This is a genomic window from Gluconobacter sp. NFX36, from assembly GCF_049887835.1.
Lineage (GTDB): Bacteria > Pseudomonadota > Alphaproteobacteria > Acetobacterales > Acetobacteraceae > Gluconobacter > Gluconobacter japonicus_A.
Map to the genome: position 1 here is coordinate 1 of NZ_JAGEKJ010000005.1, position 18,550 is coordinate 18,550.

The following is an 18,550-nucleotide window of genomic DNA, read 5'->3' on the forward strand; positions in this document are numbered from 1 at the left end:
AACCGGGCCAGCCGCTCTTCAACATCAAAGAAACCAGGCTGCTTCATCTGCCATCATCCCCAATCAACGCAGGAGAGATGGAATCACAGAGGAACCCTCAAATCCAGAAGGTTTTTCGAACCCTCCAACTGTAAAGCCGCCGCAGGCAACGGAACGTGATGTCGTTTACAAACAGCCTCAATGCGGGAAACGCGTTCGAGAATATGCGGCGGGGCAGGAGCGTAATTATATTTAGCCCTCTTTACAGCGCCTGTGGCGAGAATACCCGAATTAAAGCCTCCGCCGACAAGTAACGTGACATTCCTTTGTTCACAAAGCGGCAGAAAATCCCGCAAAGCATCCTGTTCAAGCAAGGTGTAACGACCTGCAAGCAGAAAGCAGTCGAAATCATGCTGTTGAAGGGCAGCATGACAAACTTCCCATTCGTTCACACCAACGCCAATAGCCTTGACGACGCCCTCGGTACGCAGTTTTTCAAGCGCCCGCCAGGCTCCGTCCATTGCCTGTTTGAAAACTTCTGGCTGGTTTTGCCCATGTGTGAACCGGTCAATGTCATGGATAAACACCATATCGATCCGTTCAAGAGCTAGTCGCTGCAATGAATCTTCAAAAGATCGCATTGTCCCATCATAAGTATAGTCAAATCTCATGCGGTTGGGTGCTGCATTGACCCAGGGAGCGAAATCGATTTCGGCGCGAGGTGCGGCGTGCAGTGTACGACCAACTTTCGTGGCAATGACAAAGTCATCCCGGTTTTTCCACCTGAGAGCCTGTCCGAGCCTCAGTTCGGCCAGGCCATGACCATACATCGGAGACGTATCGTATAGGCGGATCCCCGCATCCCAAGCATGTTGTATCATCTGATTTGCGTCTTCTTCGGACACTTCCTGCAGAAAATTTCCGAGCGGTGCGGTCCCGAAAGCGAAAGCTGTAACGCTAAAGTTGTTACGGCCAAATTTGCGTGTTTCTGATGGCTTCATCGTCGATCCTCCCGAGGGGATTATGTTCACGACATGGGACGAAATTTGACGGAAAGGCCGCTGGCTTCACGGTTGTGACCAACGCAGGGGACTTCCAAGAGTATGGTTATTTACGCTTCACCTGCAAAAAGAATAACGATGGCACGATAACTTTACAATCATGTCTGGTTACTTGACAAAGAATTGCCAGAAATAAGCCCATTATACCTCTGAATGTAGCAGAAAAGATTGCTCTATACGTCGCTTCCTGCCATGGAGGCGCCATGACGAAAAACAGGCACTTTGAAATTTTTCTCGCAACGTCCCCCGGTCTTGAAGACATGCTTTGCGCCGAGGTGAAACTGAAAGGGTTTCGCCAGCCCAAAGTTGTTCCTGGGGGAGTGACACTGCGGGGAGGATGGCCTGAAGTCTGGCGCGCAAACCTCTGGGTCCGTGGCGCCAGCCGTGTATTGGCGCGAGTTGCACAATTCCGTGCTGAATATCTGAATCAACTTGAACTCCGCTCCAAAGAAATCCCTTGGAGTGAATTGCTCAAACCTGACGTGCCGTTCCAAGTTGAAGTTTCGTGCTCATCTTCGCGAATTTATCATAGCGGAGCCGCAGCTGAACGCATTTCCAAAGCCATCACGGAGACGCTTGGAGCACCAAATTCCGAAACTGCACCTGTTATTGTTCGCGCACGGATCGAGAATAATTTCTGTACGCTCAGTCTGGATACATCCGGTGATCTTCTGCACCGACGGGGCCATAAGGAAGCCGTTAATCGCGCGCCCATGCGTGAAACAATGGCCTCACTGTTTCTGCGAAAATGTGGATACACCGGTCAGGAACCCATTCTTGACCCTATGTGCGGGTCAGGAACATTCGTTATCGAGGCGGCCGAAATCGCAGCGCGCCTTAATCCGGGCCGCTCGCGGCAGTTTGCGTTTGAACGGTTTGCCACATTTGATTCAGCTGCGTGGGAGCAGATGCGCGCAGTGAAAAGCCAGCGTACCCCGGAATTTCACTTCTACGGAAGCGATCGAGACGCTGGAGCGATTGCTATGAGCAAAGCCAACGCTGAGCGTGCTGGTGTTACAGCATATACAACCTTCAGCCAGGCTACAGTGAGCGATATAACGCCTCCTGCTGGCCCGCCAGGTTTGGTAATTCTGAATGCTCCGTATGGCACTCGCCTGGGTGACAAAAAGAAACTGTCAGCTTTGTATAGAGCGCTCGGTAAGCGATTGCTTGAGCATTTCAAAGGCTGGCGGGTAGGAATTATCACAACGGAAAAATCACTGGCTCACGCAAGCGGATTGCCGTTCCTACCAGCAGGGGCTCCAATCCCTCATGGTGGATTGAAGGTCTTTCTATTCCAGACAGACGTACTGAAGTAGTATTTTAGACAAAATGGGCCGAACTGTATTCTTGAAGAAAGTACTCAACCCTTTCAATAAAAAGAGACGTGAAGGGATTTGAAACTTTCGAACGAGCAACAATCGAAACTGTCTGAGGATGAATGCCGTTTTCTCGTAATGTGAGAAACTTGAGCTTTCCCTCAGATTGTTCCTGAATAATATCGAGCGGCGTTAGAAAGGTAATATTCCCCGGCACAAGAGCCATTTGTCGCATGAGTTCAATAGAATTGGTTTCAAGAGAAGGCGTAAAGGTCAATCCCTTCGCCGTATATAGATCCTCCAGGTGAGGACGGATCGCCATACTCTCATCTGCTACTACCAGTGGCCAAGCATTACAGTCTTCAAGACTGATGGATTCCTGATGAGCAAGAGGATGCTGCACACTCATAACCACACCGAGGGGCACACTTCTGGACGCCTGTACGACCAGTCCATTTTCTGATGGAATATCAAAACCTATTCCGATATCGGCCTGACCATTCTTGACTACTTCGACCAGATCATGCGTGCCATAGGTACTGACATGAGTTCGTACATTCTGATGCGTATTATGAAAGTCTGTTAAAGCCAGCGGAAGAAAGGTAGAAACCGGCCCCACCATTGTGGCGATCGAGAACTCGCCACGTTTCAATCCTTTCAGATCTTCCAGAATTTGGCGGGTGTGATTCATGTTCTTCAGAGTTTCACGAACATGCGCCAGCAAGATTTCCCCGGAGGCCGTCAATACGAGTTTTCGGGGAAGTCGCTGAAAAATCGGGGCACCAAGATCCTGCTCTAAAGCCAAAATCTGCCGATTGATCGCCGTGGAAGCGACATTCAAGTGTTCTCCAGCTTTTCTTATGGAGCCGCAACGGGCGACTGTATCCAGATAGACCAGAAGTCGACTGTGCAGCATGGCAGAACTTTCATCCAAAAGATGCACAATAGGAACATTCCGAAACACCTTCAAGATTTTGTACCGCCTCCGCATTGAGAATGCTTCAAAAACAGTGAGGCAGCTTATGAAGCGATAGTGGCACAAACAACACAGACGCCATTCTCGTTAGCGAGATGTTAATAAGACGCCTCTAACCCAACCATAATCTCGTTGAAAATATTTCTGTTAACTGATTATTATATATGGGTTTTTATCGTTTGTGATTTAAAAACTTACCAAACGATTATATTGTGAAACATTCCCTTAGGTGTGCAAAAAAGATCCACAAGTGTGACATATCTCGCAAGTGATCTCTTTTTGATATCACTGTGAGGCAATTATTCGCCTTTTGAGGCAGTGCTTGATTATGTTACGAGTCCGTTATGGGAAGGGTCTTCTGATCGGAGACCAAGTCCTGTGGAGAACGTTAAGTGTCTTGTAGCAGGGGAAGCCAGCAGGTTATGTGTCCATATCGATCTGAAAAACAGTCTTATAAAAAGGCCCTCCTCCTTGTAACGTGTCTGGCGGGTTTTAGTTCAGTATTCATTGCTGAGCCAGTTCGGGCTGCAACCAGCCCCGTCAAACACAAAACCGCTCACGCTCATCGCATGGCAACTCAGAGCCAGCGTGCCTCTCGTGATGCCGCTGTGACTGCTGCCCCTGAACACCCCAAGATGCGTCGTCCGTCGTCGATTAACTCTACAGGGGACGAACACGTAACTGTTTCTACGTCCCGTCTGGCACGTAGTCGCGGCGGCGGCATGATGCGCGTTGAAACGGCACCTTACGCTATCCAGACCATTACCAAAGCCTTTATTGAGGCCAAGAGCCCGACCAGCACGGCACTTGATCTCATCAAGAACCTGCCAAGTGTCAACGTTTCTACGCCCGATACGTCAGGTATGCAGGGCGGCCGTATTCAGAGCCGAAGCCTGACCGATGCCGACATGGCACTCATGGTCGATGGGGCGCCAGCAGCCAGCGCATCTTATCTGGCGGAAGATATTGACTCTGAAAACCTCGATAGCGTCAGCATGATGCCTGGGTCTTCTCCAATCGACCTGCCTGCGACATCCGCTGCTGCAGGTGTCATGAACGAAACATCTCATGATCCCTCCCACCAGTTTGGCGGGCTGATTGATTTTTCATATGGCACTAACAATCTGTCGCGCGAATTTATTCGCATTGAGTCTGGTGATATTGCGAAGACAGGTCTCCGCAGCTACCTCTCGTTCTCCAATACTCATGCAAGATCATGGATGGGGGCAGGCATCAATCAGCGCCGTCACCTCGACTTCGGTATTCGTAAGGACTGGGAAAACGGGTCTTATGCGAAACTGTTCATGTCCTGGAACTATGAAGATTTCGTAATTGACAATTACCCAACAGCTGCTCAGTTCCACCAGTATAAGGAGACAGGTACTGGGTACGGTCGCAAAGCTGAATTTGATTCGATTGGAAACGATTACTGGAAGAATAATATTGATCACTGGAACCAGCTATTCCTGAGCGCCCCGATCCACGTTGTTCTTACGGACAAGCTGCAGTTCGATCTGCGCCCGTACTATAACTGGGGGCAGGGCTGGGACGGTTCGTCTGGCGGCTTTGCAACAGGCACCACGAATTATAAGTCAGGCGAGACAATTGCCTCAGGCACACCTCTGACAAGCTACTTCCAGGAAAATGGTGCACTTGATGTCGGTGCGACAGCCAAGCTTGGCTACGATATCGACAAACACAACCACCTTGACTTTGGTTACTGGTACGAAAATCAAGATTACACCCAGCACTTCCCAACCAGCGTGACAAAGGCGGACGGCTCAAACCCGAGCCCGAATGATTCCACATATCAGGTTTATTCGGGAAGCAGTCGCTCTTACCCCGGTAATACGACCGGATATGAAATTCATTCGCTATTCCTTCAGGAAACAGCGAAGTATTTCCATGATCGGCTCTTGGTCAATGCTGGTTTCAAGTATGTCATGTCCAATGTCTGGTACAGAACATACCCAGGCAACAAGCAGATGGGTCAGAACCTGACTGCGCCATTGCCTCATCTTTCGATCAGCTATCACTTCAACGAACATCATCAGGTGTACGTGAACGCTGAAGGCGATTTCCGCCAGCCCTCTGCGTCTGCGCTCGGGAATACGACTTATACCGGGACACTTCCAAAAAACCAGTATTCCATCAAGGAAGAACTCGGTTACCGATATAATGACAAATATGTCATCGTCGATCTGGATCTGTTTAATTACAATATTACAAACAGACTTCTCAGCACCTATCTGGGAAATAATCAGAGTGGCGTCGTCAATGCTGGAAACCAGACAGCGCGTGGCTTTGACGTGATGATTTCTACTCAGCCTATTTATGGGTTTAGCCCTTATGTATCGTTTGAGTACCTGAATGCTCGAATGGATACTAACATTGCAGCATCCGATGCCTTGGGAAATCTGACTGCATTCCGGACGAAAGGAACGCAGGCACCTCTCTCGCCTCACGTCATGGCAAATTTTGGCCTGACATATGCGCACGAAGGCTTCTTTGCCAACGCCACCGTTCATTATACCGGTCCGCAATCTGTCTCTATCGCCGGAGATCAGCGCATTCCGGGTTATGTGACCAATACACTGTCTCTAGGGTATCACTTCAAGCCGGTGTGGTATGCGAAATCCCCGACCATTCGCTTGAACTTTACCAACCTGACGGGTTCCATTGTTCGCACAGGTGTGGTCGGCGTAGCCACAAATACATCGGCAGTCCGCTTGATGAATGGCAACCTTTCCAAAACGGGTTCAGGCGCCCAGTTTTATGTTGAGCCGCGCTTCAGCATGACTGGAACAATTTCTACAGCGTTCTGATAAATATTTTTACCAAACAAATGCCCTCTGAATCTTCAGGGGGCATTTGTTTATAAATTCATTACAATTGAGAAAAACAGTCGCTACTTATCTGACATGGCGAGCAGGTGGCACGGCTTGAGTCGTATTTTCCTAAGAGCCACGACAAGCCCGAAGTGGATGATCGTCAGGTGCTAGCCTGAATATTTTCGTCAATCGCAATGGCCTTCGTTAGCGGAACGTGATGGTATCACAAGAGCATTATTCCTACGGGAGATGAGAGGTCTGGTTGCACACAAGCTCTCCGATCGTAAGATTGTCATCCTCGACGCAACCTATCTGAAGGCGTATCGTACGGCTTCCAATCTGCAGATAAAAAAGGGATACGGACCACCTGATCGGCCTGAAAGGCGGAATGAGCACCAAGCTTAACCCCATTAGCGGTACGAACAATCACCCTTTGAGCTTCCTCATGACCTCAAGAGGAGATCATTAATTATATCGATGTCGCCGCTTTGTTCGATGAGTGCTAAAGGTCCAACGGCTACTCGTCGACCAGGACCCTTAAAATACGGCAAGCACTGCTACAAACGCATAGAGAGCATGTTCGAACGTTTTCAAGGACTGGCGCCGCGTTGCGGCCTGCTACGACAGGCGTCTCACAACCTTTTTCTCTACGATTATACTCGCTGCCACCGTCATCTTAGGATTATAATTCATGAAACCAGAAACTAAAGGTAACGGGTCATCACGTAAATAAAAATAAAATTTTTAGGAAGTCTCAGGATAGTACAACACGTTATGGTAGATGCTTACATATCCACTTTCGACTTCCTGCGCAGTTGAAATATTATGCTTTAGTTATAAGTTCGGAATTTAGATTTTTTACGAGATCAGATCCGGATGCGACAAACCCATAACATTGTCGGACATTATAGAGTGTAGCCTGCTCACAAAACTCCGGAGAGGTTGTCGCTGAGCAATCATTGAGAAGAATACAATCATACCCCAGACACCCTGCATCCGTGAGCGTACTTAGAACGCATTGATCGCTGTTGACGCCGGCAAAAAGCAGGGTATCCACACGCAGGTTTTTCAGGATCCCTTCAAGAGGAGTATCCCAAAAGCCACTCATCCTGTATTTTGCAACATGAATATCCTCTACCTCGACATGTAGCTCGTCGATAATGGCAGCATTCCAACTCCCATCTTCAAGCACTTTCCTGTCCGCTATGCCCAGCGCAGATCCGATGCCCTTATTCTCCCCGGTCGGATCATAAACATGCAGCACTGAGGGAGGCAGGTTAAGTTTATCCGGACGATTGCCCCAGTTCAGCCAGATGACCGGAACATCATGCTCTCGCAGGACAGGAAGGAGCGTCTGTAAAGGCTTAATTGGGCGACGCGCGGCAGAAATATCTACACCAATAGAGGCGAGCCAGCCCTCAGAATGACAGAAATCGTTCTGCATATCGATGACAATGATCGCAGTTTTTGCCAGATCAAGAGTCAGACTTTGGGGAACGGATGGAAGACTGACAGTTCTGGATTTACGGTCTGGTCGTAACAGACTGATAGAAGCCTCTGTGGCCCCCCAACTGTTAGCATATGTGCTACCCAAACGTCTCATTGACTCCCTCCGCAGAGTACAGCCAGGTCTTCAGCGTCCAGCTTAACGGGAATACCGCTGCGAATTAAGTCGCCAAAAGCTTCATCCGGTGTCATGACAGTCAGCGTATAAAGCTTACTGGTGCCAGTGTTCTCCAGAATATGTTCCGAGCCAGGTTTAACCAGAAGAGCGTCTCCGGCTTTCAGCTCACAGCTTTTGCCGTCACACCAAGCACGACCCGTACCCGAAAGAACGAAAAACATTTCGTCAGCGTCTGTATGTGTGTTCGGAGGTGTAGCTCCTCCGGGTTCAAAGATTTCTACGACAGCTATGGAAGAATAATTACCAGCTTTCCTATCAAACAGGATGGCAAAGTAATTGGTTGAGTCCGGCGCAATCCGGAAGGCTTCAACACTATAGGGGCTGCATTTTGCAAAAGACATGAGAATTAGCTTTCCTGTTTGAGCCAAGGAAGAAGAAGATAGGTGCCGGAACCGCATTTCAGATGAACTGTTGTGACCCGCTGCTGATCCAGCGTCGCCGCGATGGGGCTGCCGCCTGTGCCGGGATTGACTGGAAAGACCGGAAAGCAGGCGAGGGAGAGGGAAAGCCTGAGCCGTTCACCCTTTTTAAGGGTCAAGCATGTGCCGCGCATCGGAAGAAGGGTTTGACCGGGCTTAGCTAAGGCATAGCCTTCGGCAAGCGGGTGAACCTTTCCGTGCACATCCACACGGGATAGGATGGCGTGGATATCGAAGCTCTCGTATTCGCTCTCGAACTCGAAACAGCCTGTGACAGTCCCTGCCAGAAGTCTGTTCGTCTCCTGCAGGGGGGTCGTAAAGGTCAGCACGTCTGACCGAGCGTCTGTCCGCGTCCGATCTACTGGGCCGCCGGGAAAGCCGAAGCTGCCGCCGCACGACGCTGCAGGGCGCCATGGATCAAGAGTAAGGCTTTCAGACAAAGCCAGCGCATCATCTGGTACCGCAAGAGCCAAGGCGCCATCTCGGGTATCAATGGCAGCGCGCCCATTCCCATACGGAAACGCCTGCGTATTCCCTTCCGGCAGGTCTTGCAGATTCTGCCACTGACAAGCTCCCATATCGAAAAGACGAACAGGAGCGACCTGCTGCTCAGGTTCTGATTTCAGCCATTGATCAAAGAACCTGATCTGCTGCTGATCAATGTCCGTAATCGCATCGTCACCAACGTCCACATCCCCGATATGGCGGTCCCAAGGGAAATGAGCCCATGGTCCGACAATGAGCCGGGTCGGCGTGTAGGGAGAAAGCGCGCGATAGGCTTCGAGCGTTCCAGGGAGATGACTGTCGTACCACCCGCCGATCAGCAGGACCGCTGGAGCTAATTCTGCAATATCGCTTAAACGGCTAGCGGGTGAGATTTTGTCCCAGTAGGCATCACCGGGAGGCGTGTCTCGCCAGCAGGTGTAATGACTATACTTGGCCAGTAAGGCGTCATGCGCCGGAACGGTAGGCTGACGTCCATTGAAGGACGTCCCGCGGCTGGCAGCAAACAGGATCTGCTGAGCCTCGTAGTCTCCCTTGAGACGGGCCGTTTCCGCCGCGAGTTGTGTGGCCCATCCGATGTTCGCACGCATCGCGAATGCGCCATTCTCGTACGCCCAGTCCCGATCCAGTTGCCATCCAATCATGGCTGGAGCAATCGCCTTTAGCGCCTCCGGTTTTTCGCCGGCTGCCAGTAGCTGATTGCTCCCTTGGAAGGAAAAGCCAAACATGCCGACGCGGCCGTTGCTTCGAGGAAGCGAAGCGGCCCAGGCAATAGTATCGGCGCCATCTTCTGCTTCATGTTCAAAAAGAACGAACTCACCGCCTGACGCCCCACGACCACGGACGTCCTGCATGACGACGATATAACCATGTCGGGCATACCATTCGGGAGGCGCATAACAGAGTGACGTACCAATCTTGCGACCATACGCCTGACGCATGAGAAGAACAGGGAAGGGGCCTTCTCCTTCAGGTTCCCAGATATCCGCCACGAGACGAATACCATCCCGTGTCAGCATGGCTTCCGTACGACGCGGCTTGAGAGCAACCATCAGAGGTCTCCTCCAAGGGTTTCATACGCTGGAGGGACGGCGTCGATGACGCGCCCGGATCTCAGAACCGTACGGCCTGTCTGATTGCGGCTCATCCACTCGTTCATGTTCCGGGCCGGGAAAATAATAAGATCGGCCACGGCGCCTTTCTCAAGACGGTGGTTGCGTCCCATCCAGTCTCCCGGCCGGGTGTTGACGGACTGCACCCAGGGTCGAGTGTTATGGTCGAGATGCCCAATGCGTGTGCCGCCCTGAAGGATTTCATGCATGTCGAAATCCCCATAGGCATAGAAAGGGTCGCGCACATTGTCGCTTGCCAGCATGACCGGCACGCCCGCGGCATCCAGTTCCTGCAACAATGTCACGCCCCGCCAGCGCGGGGTTCGGCCAGCAGTCCGATCCTGAAGATACATGTTGCAGAGAGGCAGGCTGACGATACCAATCCCGGCTTCGGCCAGAAGAGAGATGATGCGTGTTTGAGCGACGTCATCCTGTACGGTCAGGCTGCAACAATGCCCGCACAGGATCTTATGGCGAAAACGATGCCTGAGTGCTGCCTGAGCCACCAGTTCGAGCGCGGTGCCACCTGTTTTGCCGTTTTCATCGACATGCAGGTCGAGTTCCAGCCCGTACTCCGTCGCCAGACCGAACAGCACATCCAACGCCTCTTCCGTCGTGTTGTGCTTCATCAGAACGGCACCCAGAACGCCGCCTTCTGTCTCCGCGACACTCCGCACAATACCGTCCCGGTCTTCGCTCATATAACGCTCAGGCATGGTCAAGGAGACGCCCTGGAGCGCGATCTTTCCGGCCCATTTCTTCTGGATTCTGCGAAGAAGGGGCCAGACCCTGGCTCCATGAACACCGAAGGTATCTAAGTGGGTCCGGATCGCGCTTGTGCCATGGGCATAGGCACAATTCAGGCTGAACTCCATGCGGCGTTCTACATCCGCTTCCGTCCAGTAAGCCTCCCGGTCTTGTGTCGTCGCCTGAAGCGCACCCATGAATGTTCCATCGGGATTGGGCGTCCGATCCCAGATGAAGGCCTTGTCCAGATGGGTGTGACTATCGGCAAAGCAGGGCCAGACCATTTGCTCCTTCAAGTCGACGTTTCCCGAGGTATGGGGAAGTTGGCCTGCCGGGACGATCTCCGCGATGTGTCCGTTCTCGAGTGCGATATCGCAGAGCTTGCTGCCTGCGAGTGCTGAAGGAAGCAGATCTTTCGGAATGCTCGCGTTCAAAAGACCAGAGGGAGATTGTCCGACGGGAAAAGGAAAGGTCATGAGCGGTGTCTCAGGGCGAAGCGTTGCAGGCTGGCGGCGGCGGCGTACAGAACAAGGCCAGCGACGGTAATGAGGAAAAGCGCCGCGAACATGCGCGGGATATCCATCTGAAAGCCCGACTGAAGGATCTGATAGGCCAGACCGGCTGAGTTGCCGCCTGTTCCCGCAACAAATTCGGCGACAATCGCGCCGACCAGGGAGAGGCCGGTGGCAATCCGCAGACCCGCCATGAACATGGGAAGCGCGCTGGGGATGCGAAGCCGGATTAGCGTCTGAAGACGCGAGGCCTTGTGCATCTGGAAGTAAGCCGCCAGATCAGGATCAACGCTCCGTAGCCCCTGGAGTGTGTTGGAAATGACCGGGAAGATCGCGACCAGAGCCGCACAGGCCGTCAAAGCCAGCGGCGTGTTGTGGATCAGGATGATGATCAAAGGGGCAATCGCGACAATTGGCGTAACCTGCATGATGACGACGTAGGGCATCAGGCAACGCTCGATAAGAGGACTTTGCACCAGCAGGAATGCGACGAGCACGCCCCCCACAACAGCAGCGATCAAGGCAGCGAACGTGATTTCCAGCGTGATGAGTAGGGCATGGAGAAGCGCCACGCCATCCAGCATCAATGCACGCCATATGGCCGAGGGAGACGGCATCAGATAGGGCGGGATATGCCAGAAACGGCAGATCCCCTCCCAGATCCCAAGAATAATGATACCGAGCGTGACGGGAGCCAGTAGCGAGAACGTGCGGGAGGACATCATGCGCGCATCTCCTGCGGGATCATGCTTTCCCGACTGGCGTCTTCCAGAAGAATGGCTAGTTCCCGACTGATCCCTGCAAATTGATCCGACAGGCGGAACTCCTCATTGCGGAGGATAGACCGATCGATCTCATACTGAGCATGAATACGGCCCGGACGGGCTGCCATCACCATAACGCGGCTGGAGAGAAAAGCCGCTTCATGCAGGGCATGGGTTACGAACAGTGTGGTCAGGCCGTCTTCATAGCAAAGCCGCGCCATTTCTTCGTCGAGACGATTGCGCGTGAATTCATCCAGAGCACCGAAGGGTTCGTCCATCAGGAGAAGGTCAGGTTCCGTGACAAGCGCCCGAGCGATGGACACACGCATTTTCATGCCGCCGGAAAGCTGGGCCGGGTAATGCTCCGTGACGTGTCCAAGGCCTACGCGTTCCAGGGCCGCCAAAGCACGCTTGTCCGCCGTGGCCCGGTCTACTTTTTCCAGATCGAGAGGCAGACGCACATTTTTCGCGATCGTCGCCCAGGGCATTAACGTGGCGTCTTGGAACACAAACGCCATGCGGCGCCCCTTGCGGCCGACATCACCAAAATTACCACCCCACCAGTTCATTTTCCCACCGGACGGTGTGTGCAGATTGGCAATCAGCTTCAGAAGGGTGCTTTTTCCGCAGCCCGATGGGCCAATGAGCGTGACGAAGTCTCCTTTTTCGACCGTGAGATCGACGGGAGACAGTCCGCGGACGCCGTTGGGGAAAACTTTTTCAATGCTCGCGAGGGAAAGGACGGGACTGCTCATGCCGGAACCGTCGCCAGACCATCGCGGACACATTCAAGCGTGTAGGCACTTTTCCATTGCGGGTTTTCTGGAATAAGCTGAGCGGCGAGTTGGATATCGTAAATGCGCTTCCAGCGTTCATCATTCATCGTCATGATAGGGGCTCCAGGCATTCCAAGAGCCTTGATTTCTTTCAGTTTCTGACGAGACCAGACGAGCTGATCGGAGCTCATATCCGAATTAGCCTTGCGAATGGCGGCATCGCCCTTACTGGCATCCCCGAAGATGTAGCGCTTCCATCCTTCGCTGCTGGCAGCAATGAATTTCCGTAATTCCGGACCACGCTCTTCAAGTGTCTTACGAGACACCATCAGAACGTTTCCGTAAGCCGCGTATCCAAGATCATCCAGAAGGAAGAAATTGAAAGGAATGCCCGCCTTTTTCGCACCGTAAGGCTCGGACGAGACGAAAGCCTGCATGGCCATCTGAGGATTGAAGGCAAAAGGTTGAAGATTGTAGGTGTAAGGATGCACCTGATCTTCAGTGAAGCCATACCGTTTCTTGAGCCATATCCAGAAACTGGCGCGACCTTCCGAACTGATCAGAATGGGATGCCCCTTGAGTTGGGTGATATCGTGGATATCCGGGTGAGTCATTAAGCCGCCGACACCCTTTTGAAAGGTCGTGCCGATCGCGACGGCCGGGATACCCTGAAGGGCGCAGCGGATCGCTTCTTCGCCCTGCATGATGGCGATGTCACACTGACCGGCCATCAGAAGTTGCGTCATGTTCATCTGGGGACCGCCCATCTGAATGGAGACATCCAGATCCTTCTGAGCGTAAAGACCGTCCTCTACTGCCTGATAGTAGCCGCCATGCTCTGCCTGTGCATACCAGTTAGTGAGAAGACTGAGCGGCTTTGTCGCGGCGTTTGCTCTTGTGGTGGGCAGGGAAGACAGAGCTCCCGCAGCCATGATGCCCTGAAGCATGCTGCGGCGGTTGAGCCTTGGTAATGTCATGCGCTGCCTCCCGACTTGATTTTTATAATCAGACCGTAACGGCTTTTTCGTTCCGCTGTGAAGACTTATTCTGCTGCCGGACCGATACCTTTTTCACCTCTTTGTGCACGCAAAAAGGATGCACTCAGTCTCCCTGCTGCGTAAAAACACACACGCCCAGCATTGTCATGAAGAAACGGAACGCCGCTTCTTGCCCGTTCCAGACATGGGACTGCCACATCGCAAACCATTCACCACCGACAACAGAAAAACCGAAGAACCAGATCATGAAACCCAATGCGGTCGCGACAGGAACCAGCGCACGGCCAGAGCGAAACTCTTCAGCAGGCGCCTTGACTGCCCGTGCCATTTGCAACGCAGCAAAGGAAAAGAGGACACCAGTCAGGAATTCCGCCCCAATGATAAGGACATAAAAAATATGCCAGAGCAGGGGAGAAGAGACGGCTCTCCATCTGAGCGCATTGCCCGGGAATGTCGTATCCATAGACAGGACATGCCGGACAAACTCATAATTTGATCCGTAATCCATCATATTGTTCACAGCCACTAGGAGCCCAAACACTCCAAGAGACGCGACCATGACGGTTTTAGACACCCGACTCAAGAGTATGGCACGAGTAGGCTTCATGGGCGAAGAGAAGAGTGACATGCAGGGCCTTCCATGGAATTTTCAGAAACGCTAACGGAATGTCTTCACAGTTTGTGAGCTTTTTTTTGCACTCATATGATCGAAAATAGATGCTTTAAAAGTTGCAAAGTTCCTGTTTCTCATATCTTTTCGTTCCGGGATAATATCATATCGGAACAGGAAATTTGTCAGCCCGGATCGACCGGGATGCGTCATTCCACACGACGAACAACGGAAGCCAAGCCCATGACAAGCAGCCCCGAGACGGTTTTCTGGCCCAAGAAATATTGGTGTGACATGATTTCCCGCCAGTTCCGCCATCTTCCGCCAGAAACGGTGGCAATTCTGCCTGTGGCTGCTGTTGAACAGCATGGCCCACATCTACCAGTCTATGTGGATGCCTGCATCAACGAGATGCTGCTAGACAAGGCTCTCGAAGCTCTTCCTTCAACAGTTCCAGCGACCGCGCTTCCGATCCAGGCTGTTGGAAAAAGTGAGGAGCATGTGGCGTATCCTGGTACGTTGACGCTGAGTGCTCAGACCCTGACACAGGTTCTGATCGAAATTGGCGAGAGTGTTGCGCGTTCGGGTGTAAAGCGTCTGGTTCTTCTGAATTCCCATGGTGGACAGCCACAGATCCTTGATATTGTTGCAAGAACGCTTCGTCGAACGCATGGAATGTTTGTGGTTTGTGTGGGCTGGTCCCGGTTTGGTGTGCCAGATGGCATGTTCACAGCCGAAGAGCGCCAGTACGGCATTCATGGCGGCGACATCGAAACCTCTCTGATGCTGCATCTTCGGCCCGACCTCGTCGATATGAGCCGCGCAGACAATTTCGAGCCCTGGCCACAAAAACTGGCCGAGACCGCGAAGTGGCTGGAAGCAGAAGGCCGTGTCGGTTTTGGCTGGCTGACCCATGACATTCATCCGTCCGGGGCCGCTGGCAATGCGGGCATTGCGACGGCGGAAAAGGGCGAGGCCGTTGCCAATCAATGGATCAAGGGTTTCCTTGAGCTTCTTGCAGAAATTGCAGAATACCCACTCGACCGCATTCGCCCCATCACTGAGGATCTTGGCCGATGAGCAGTATTGAAACCTTCCTCTCGTTGCTCGGTGACATTCCTGTTCAGACGGTTCCGGCTCTCGTAAAGCGCAAAAGTCGCGATTTCTACTGGTACAGCCCGGTTCTGAAGCGACAGCTCGACAGCTGTTTTGCGGATTGTATCGTAATGCCGCGTAATGAAGAGGATCTTCTCAAGATTGCCTCTGCGGCACGCGAAACGAAGACACGCTTGACCCCACGTGGAGGGGGCACCGGTAATTATGGTCAGGCCGTTCCGATGGAGGGCGGGGCTGTCATTGAAATGACAGAACTGAACAAGCTGCTCTGGGTCAAGGATGGCGTTGCACGCGTGCAGGCTGGCATGAATATGCTGGATCTGGATCGAGCCTTACAGGAGCAGGGCTGGGAAGTCCGCATGTATCCCTCCACCAAGCGGACAGCCACGATTGGCGGCTTTATTGCAGGTGGTTCCGGCGGCATTGGATCGGTTCGCTGGGGCGGTCTGTCATCGCCGGGAAATGTTCTGGCCCTGCGTCTGATGACACTTGGTAAAGAGCCCGAAGTTGTAGAGCTACGGGGCGAGGATGCTCGCAGTGTTCTGCATACTTATGGAACGACCGGCCTGATTACCGAGCTTGAAATCGGGGTGGAACCTGCCGTGAACTGGCAGGATATGGCCGTTTCGTTCGCTTCCTTTGAGGAGGCTGCTGTTTTCGCAAGAGACATCGCCTTGCAAAGTGGCATTCAGAAGAAACTTGTCTCCGTTGTGGATGGCGACCTACCGCCGTTTTTTGCCTCTGTGCGCGAGCACGTCCCAGAGGGAGATTCCCTTGTCATTCTCATGATTGCTCCGGCAGGAATCGAGACAGTCAAGCTGCTGACAACAAAGGCAGGCGGCCAGCTTTGTTACGAAGCCAACACGCGGGACATGGAAAACACGTCCGGCGCAACGCCGCTGTATGAATTGACGTGGAATCACACGACACTTCAGGTGTTGAAGAAGGATCGCGGATATACCTATCTCCAATGCGGCTATCCGGCAGACGGCACACTCGACAAGGTTGCGGAAATCAGGGCACTTTTCCCTGATGAACTGATGATGCACCTGGAATTTTTCCCGATGGGTGGTCATGTCAGTTGTGCGGCTCTTCCGGTCATTCGCTTTACGGATGAAGGCCGTCTTAATTACATCATCGCGGAACATGAAAAACGTGGCGTGAACATCGCCAACCCTCATGTTGTAACGATTGAGGAGGGCGGCATGCATCGTGTGGCATCACCAGATCTGGCCGCCATCAAGAAGCGTTATGATCCGCTGCTTTTGCTCAATCCGGGCAAGATGCTCAGCGCCAGAACGCTGGAGCCTCAGGACTTATAACCAGAACACGACTTTGCAGCGAGTGTCATAACCTGTTGCACCGTTTGTATTTCCGCTTGTCGTATTTTAGCGGTTTCTTAAGGAGGCTCCGCCTTGGGGAGACTGCCCAGAAAGGCAGCGGCACCAATGTAACCACTAATCTGGCCTGCGGTCATGAAGAAGTCGAGCAGACATCCGTTTCGGCCGGTAACAGCACACAGTTTCGTATTTACCTCGCCTTCGGTACACCCAATCAGACGGCCTGTATGCTCTTCTTCAACCAACAATGCGAAGCCATATGATGTGCCTTGAGAGGGGCGCATCAATCATGATCGTCTGAGGCTCTGCCTTTCCGGCAACCAGACCGTCCATCAGGCGAATGAAGACCCCCATAGCACTCCAGCACTTGTAAAGCGTCTTGTGTGGACTGTATTCCCGGAGCGCATCACGCCACCAAATCCCGGGACTAAATACCCCAGGCATGAGCTGCCTGACCATTTTTCAGGTCAGACAACATCGCGTCGCAGCCTGATGGCCCGGTCCATCATCAAGACTTGGCTTTTTGCAACGCCGCAAAATTGGCCTGAAGACGTTCAAGAAGGTAATTCTGGGCCGAGATAGGCGCGTATTTCTTGTCTGGCCCCTGAATGATCGCATTCCGGTTGGCCTGACAGAAAAACGGGAGGGACAACCGTTCTCCAAGATACTCACCCGGTTTCGGCATCCGCACGCGGTGCAGAGTGGAGAGAAGTTTGTCATCACTCCAGCGCATCAGCATGTCACCAATATTGCAGGTCACGTAACCGGTGGCTGGCTCAACGTCCGTCCAAGCCCCACTATCAACATCCTTCCCCGGACAGACCTGCAATCCGCCTTCACCGGCCCGTTGATGCAGCAGGGTCAGGCAGTCAAAATCTGAATGTGCTCCGGCGCGCCAGTTGTTGAAGTCTGCAGGCTTGGCATTTTCCATGCTCATGTAGTGGATGAGGCGCAGGGTACACTGATAATCCGGCGAAGATGGCTCATGCCGCGATGTGAAAAAATCCTCATCGAAGCCGAGCTTCATCGCAAAACACGATAGGATTTTCATTCCCATCACCCAGTTCTGATGTTCGAACTGCGTGAGAAATTCTTGGAAACCGGCAATATCCGCATCGTGCGGCCACAGCCCCGCCATGCGTGGAAGCGTAATCTGGAAGGACTCTTTATGGTCAGGCGTACCCGTTGAGGGCCGGACCTGTTCCCGAAACTCCCAACCGGCATTGGTTCCGGGTTTCAAGTGGAATGCCGCTTTTGTCTCTGTCGGAAGAGCGAAAAACTGCTCGGCCAGAGAAAATGCACGCTCAATATCGTCCTGCGGAATGCCGTGATTATAGACCTGGAAAAAGCCAATTTCAGTCGCAGCCGACCATAGAGCGTCGGCAATTTCCTGCTTGCGCTCTTCGAATGACGACAGGTCAATTCTGGGAATGTCTCTGACGATACTGGTTCCAGGTCCGCCAATGCGACGCTCGGTCTCAATCTCGCTCATGGATGTCGTGGCTGAGGTGCTCATCTGCTCAGTCTCTCCTTATGCCTGACGAAAGACAGCAGGGACCACGCGTACAATGGATGGGGAACAAACGGGGGTGGCTCCGAACGTATTCCTCCATCCAAGCCTGTTGCGCAGACCTGCTGGAGCAATGCCCAAAATCTTTTTGAAGATCCCGACCGCTTATACTCGTTCAAAATTCAAAACATATCAAAGACCGCGCTGTCAATTCCAAAGCATCGTCATCAAAACAGCATCAGATCAAACGCAAATAGAGACTTCCGGAAAAATCATTTCGGTTCATAAACTG

General features: G+C 52.5%; 15 protein-coding genes and 1 pseudogene. 4 read left to right on the forward strand and 12 right to left on the reverse strand.

Annotated features, from left to right (window positions below; translation table 11 throughout):
• Window positions 1-83 precede the first annotated feature (83 nt).
• Entirely contained in the window at window positions 84-980 is an 897-nt protein-coding gene (locus J4P41_RS06265) for an aldo/keto reductase (RefSeq protein WP_426066452.1), read from the reverse strand.
• A gap of 263 nt (window positions 981-1,243) precedes the next feature.
• Between J4P41_RS06265 and J4P41_RS06270 the strand changes: the two genes are divergently transcribed.
• The gene (locus tag J4P41_RS06270) at window positions 1,244-2,359 is read left to right on the forward strand and encodes a THUMP domain-containing class I SAM-dependent RNA methyltransferase (RefSeq protein WP_426066453.1); all 1,116 of its coding nucleotides are present in this window, start codon (window positions 1,244-1,246) and stop codon (window positions 2,357-2,359) included.
• A gap of 4 nt (window positions 2,360-2,363) precedes the next feature.
• On the opposite strand, the gene J4P41_RS06275 is transcribed toward J4P41_RS06270, so the two are convergent.
• Window positions 2,364-3,323, reverse strand: coding sequence for a LysR family transcriptional regulator (locus J4P41_RS06275; protein WP_426066637.1), 960 nt, complete (start codon window positions 3,321-3,323; stop codon window positions 2,364-2,366).
• 434 nt (window positions 3,324-3,757) lie between these two features.
• Here J4P41_RS06275 and J4P41_RS06280 point away from each other — a divergent pair, with 434 nt between their 5' ends.
• Complete coding sequence (locus J4P41_RS06280) at window positions 3,758-6,160, forward strand: TonB-dependent receptor (RefSeq protein WP_426066638.1); 2,403 nt, start codon at window positions 3,758-3,760, stop codon at window positions 6,158-6,160.
• Window positions 6,161-6,989: 829 nt separating this feature from the next.
• Here J4P41_RS06280 and J4P41_RS06285 read toward each other — a convergent pair.
• The 8 genes from J4P41_RS06285 to J4P41_RS06320 form a co-directional block, all read right to left on the reverse strand.
• Window positions 6,990-7,769, reverse strand: coding sequence for a cysteine hydrolase family protein (locus tag J4P41_RS06285; protein ID WP_023942009.1), 780 nt, complete (start codon window positions 7,767-7,769; stop codon window positions 6,990-6,992).
• Window positions 7,766-8,191, reverse strand: a complete 426-nt coding sequence (locus J4P41_RS06290) for a cupin domain-containing protein (RefSeq protein ID WP_426066454.1) — start codon at window positions 8,189-8,191, stop codon at window positions 7,766-7,768. The genes J4P41_RS06285 and J4P41_RS06290 overlap by 4 nt, the downstream gene beginning before the upstream one ends.
• 5 nt (window positions 8,192-8,196) lie before the next feature.
• Window positions 8,197-9,825 (reverse strand): CocE/NonD family hydrolase, encoded by a 1,629-nt coding sequence (locus tag J4P41_RS06295; protein ID WP_426066455.1) that lies wholly within the window; start codon window positions 9,823-9,825, stop codon window positions 8,197-8,199.
• Window positions 9,825-11,108 carry a cytosine deaminase gene (locus J4P41_RS06300; RefSeq protein ID WP_426066456.1) on the reverse strand — a complete coding sequence of 428 codons (1,284 nt, stop codon included), beginning with the start codon at window positions 11,106-11,108 and terminating at the stop codon, window positions 9,825-9,827. The genes J4P41_RS06295 and J4P41_RS06300 overlap by 1 nt, the downstream gene beginning before the upstream one ends.
• Window positions 11,105-11,869, reverse strand: coding sequence for an ABC transporter permease (locus J4P41_RS06305; RefSeq protein WP_426066457.1), 765 nt, complete (start codon window positions 11,867-11,869; stop codon window positions 11,105-11,107). Before J4P41_RS06305 ends, J4P41_RS06300 begins: the two co-directional genes overlap by 4 nt.
• A complete protein-coding gene (locus J4P41_RS06310; RefSeq protein WP_426066458.1) occupies window positions 11,866-12,663 on the reverse strand; it encodes an ABC transporter ATP-binding protein in 798 nt (265 codons plus the stop codon). The genes J4P41_RS06305 and J4P41_RS06310 overlap by 4 nt, the downstream gene beginning before the upstream one ends.
• Window positions 12,660-13,661, reverse strand: coding sequence for an ABC transporter substrate-binding protein (locus J4P41_RS06315; RefSeq protein WP_426066459.1), 1,002 nt, complete (start codon window positions 13,659-13,661; stop codon window positions 12,660-12,662). The genes J4P41_RS06310 and J4P41_RS06315 overlap by 4 nt, the downstream gene beginning before the upstream one ends.
• A 124-nt stretch (window positions 13,662-13,785) precedes the next feature.
• Window positions 13,786-14,310 carry a DUF2165 family protein gene (locus J4P41_RS06320; RefSeq protein ID WP_426066460.1) on the reverse strand — a complete coding sequence of 175 codons (525 nt, stop codon included), beginning with the start codon at window positions 14,308-14,310 and terminating at the stop codon, window positions 13,786-13,788.
• Between the two features lie 225 nt (window positions 14,311-14,535).
• On the opposite strand from J4P41_RS06320, the gene J4P41_RS06325 reads away from it, so the two are divergent.
• Together J4P41_RS06325 and J4P41_RS06330 are read left to right on the forward strand one after the other, a co-directional pair.
• The gene (locus J4P41_RS06325; protein WP_061931086.1) at window positions 14,536-15,372 is read left to right on the forward strand and encodes a creatininase family protein; all 837 of its coding nucleotides are present in this window, start codon (window positions 14,536-14,538) and stop codon (window positions 15,370-15,372) included.
• Complete coding sequence (locus J4P41_RS06330) at window positions 15,369-16,730, forward strand: FAD-binding oxidoreductase (RefSeq protein WP_426066461.1); 1,362 nt, start codon at window positions 15,369-15,371, stop codon at window positions 16,728-16,730. Before J4P41_RS06325 ends, J4P41_RS06330 begins: the two co-directional genes overlap by 4 nt.
• Before the next feature lie 28 nt (window positions 16,731-16,758).
• On the opposite strand, the pseudogene J4P41_RS06335 reads toward J4P41_RS06330, so the two are convergent.
• Both J4P41_RS06335 and J4P41_RS06340 read right to left on the reverse strand, forming a co-directional pair.
• Window positions 16,759-17,171 (reverse strand): annotated as a pseudogene (locus J4P41_RS06335) (IS5/IS1182 family transposase); the annotation flags it as partial.
• Window positions 17,172-17,256: 85 nt separating this feature from the next.
• Complete coding sequence (locus tag J4P41_RS06340) at window positions 17,257-18,264, reverse strand: isopenicillin N synthase family dioxygenase (RefSeq protein WP_426066462.1); 1,008 nt, start codon at window positions 18,262-18,264, stop codon at window positions 17,257-17,259.
• Window positions 18,265-18,550: the final 286 nt, after the last annotated feature.

Excerpts from the sequence above, each read along its gene's own strand:
- J4P41_RS06270 (WP_426066453.1), top strand. The coding sequence starts at position 1,244 with ATGACGAAAAACAGGCACTTTGAAATTTTTCTCGCAACGTCCCCCGGT.
- J4P41_RS06310 (WP_426066458.1), bottom strand. The coding sequence starts at position 12,663 with ATGAGCAGTCCCGTCCTTTCCCTCGCGAGCATTGAAAAAGTTTTCCCC.
- J4P41_RS06290 (WP_426066454.1), bottom strand. The coding sequence starts at position 8,191 with ATGTCTTTTGCAAAATGCAGCCCCTATAGTGTTGAAGCCTTCCGGATT.
- J4P41_RS06280 (WP_426066638.1), top strand. The coding sequence starts at position 3,758 with ATGTGTCCATATCGATCTGAAAAACAGTCTTATAAAAAGGCCCTCCTC.
- J4P41_RS06320 (WP_426066460.1), bottom strand. The coding sequence starts at position 14,310 with ATGTCACTCTTCTCTTCGCCCATGAAGCCTACTCGTGCCATACTCTTG.
- J4P41_RS06265 (WP_426066452.1), bottom strand. The coding sequence starts at position 980 with ATGAAGCCATCAGAAACACGCAAATTTGGCCGTAACAACTTTAGCGTT.
- J4P41_RS06330 (WP_426066461.1), top strand. The coding sequence starts at position 15,369 with ATGAGCAGTATTGAAACCTTCCTCTCGTTGCTCGGTGACATTCCTGTT.
- J4P41_RS06300 (WP_426066456.1), bottom strand. The coding sequence starts at position 11,108 with ATGACCTTTCCTTTTCCCGTCGGACAATCTCCCTCTGGTCTTTTGAAC.
- J4P41_RS06305 (WP_426066457.1), bottom strand. The coding sequence starts at position 11,869 with ATGATGTCCTCCCGCACGTTCTCGCTACTGGCTCCCGTCACGCTCGGT.
- J4P41_RS06315 (WP_426066459.1), bottom strand. The coding sequence starts at position 13,661 with ATGACATTACCAAGGCTCAACCGCCGCAGCATGCTTCAGGGCATCATG.
- J4P41_RS06285 (WP_023942009.1), bottom strand. The coding sequence starts at position 7,769 with ATGAGACGTTTGGGTAGCACATATGCTAACAGTTGGGGGGCCACAGAG.
- J4P41_RS06325 (WP_061931086.1), top strand. The coding sequence starts at position 14,536 with ATGACAAGCAGCCCCGAGACGGTTTTCTGGCCCAAGAAATATTGGTGT.
- J4P41_RS06340 (WP_426066462.1), bottom strand. The coding sequence starts at position 18,264 with ATGAGCACCTCAGCCACGACATCCATGAGCGAGATTGAGACCGAGCGT.
- J4P41_RS06295 (WP_426066455.1), bottom strand. The coding sequence starts at position 9,825 with ATGGTTGCTCTCAAGCCGCGTCGTACGGAAGCCATGCTGACACGGGAT.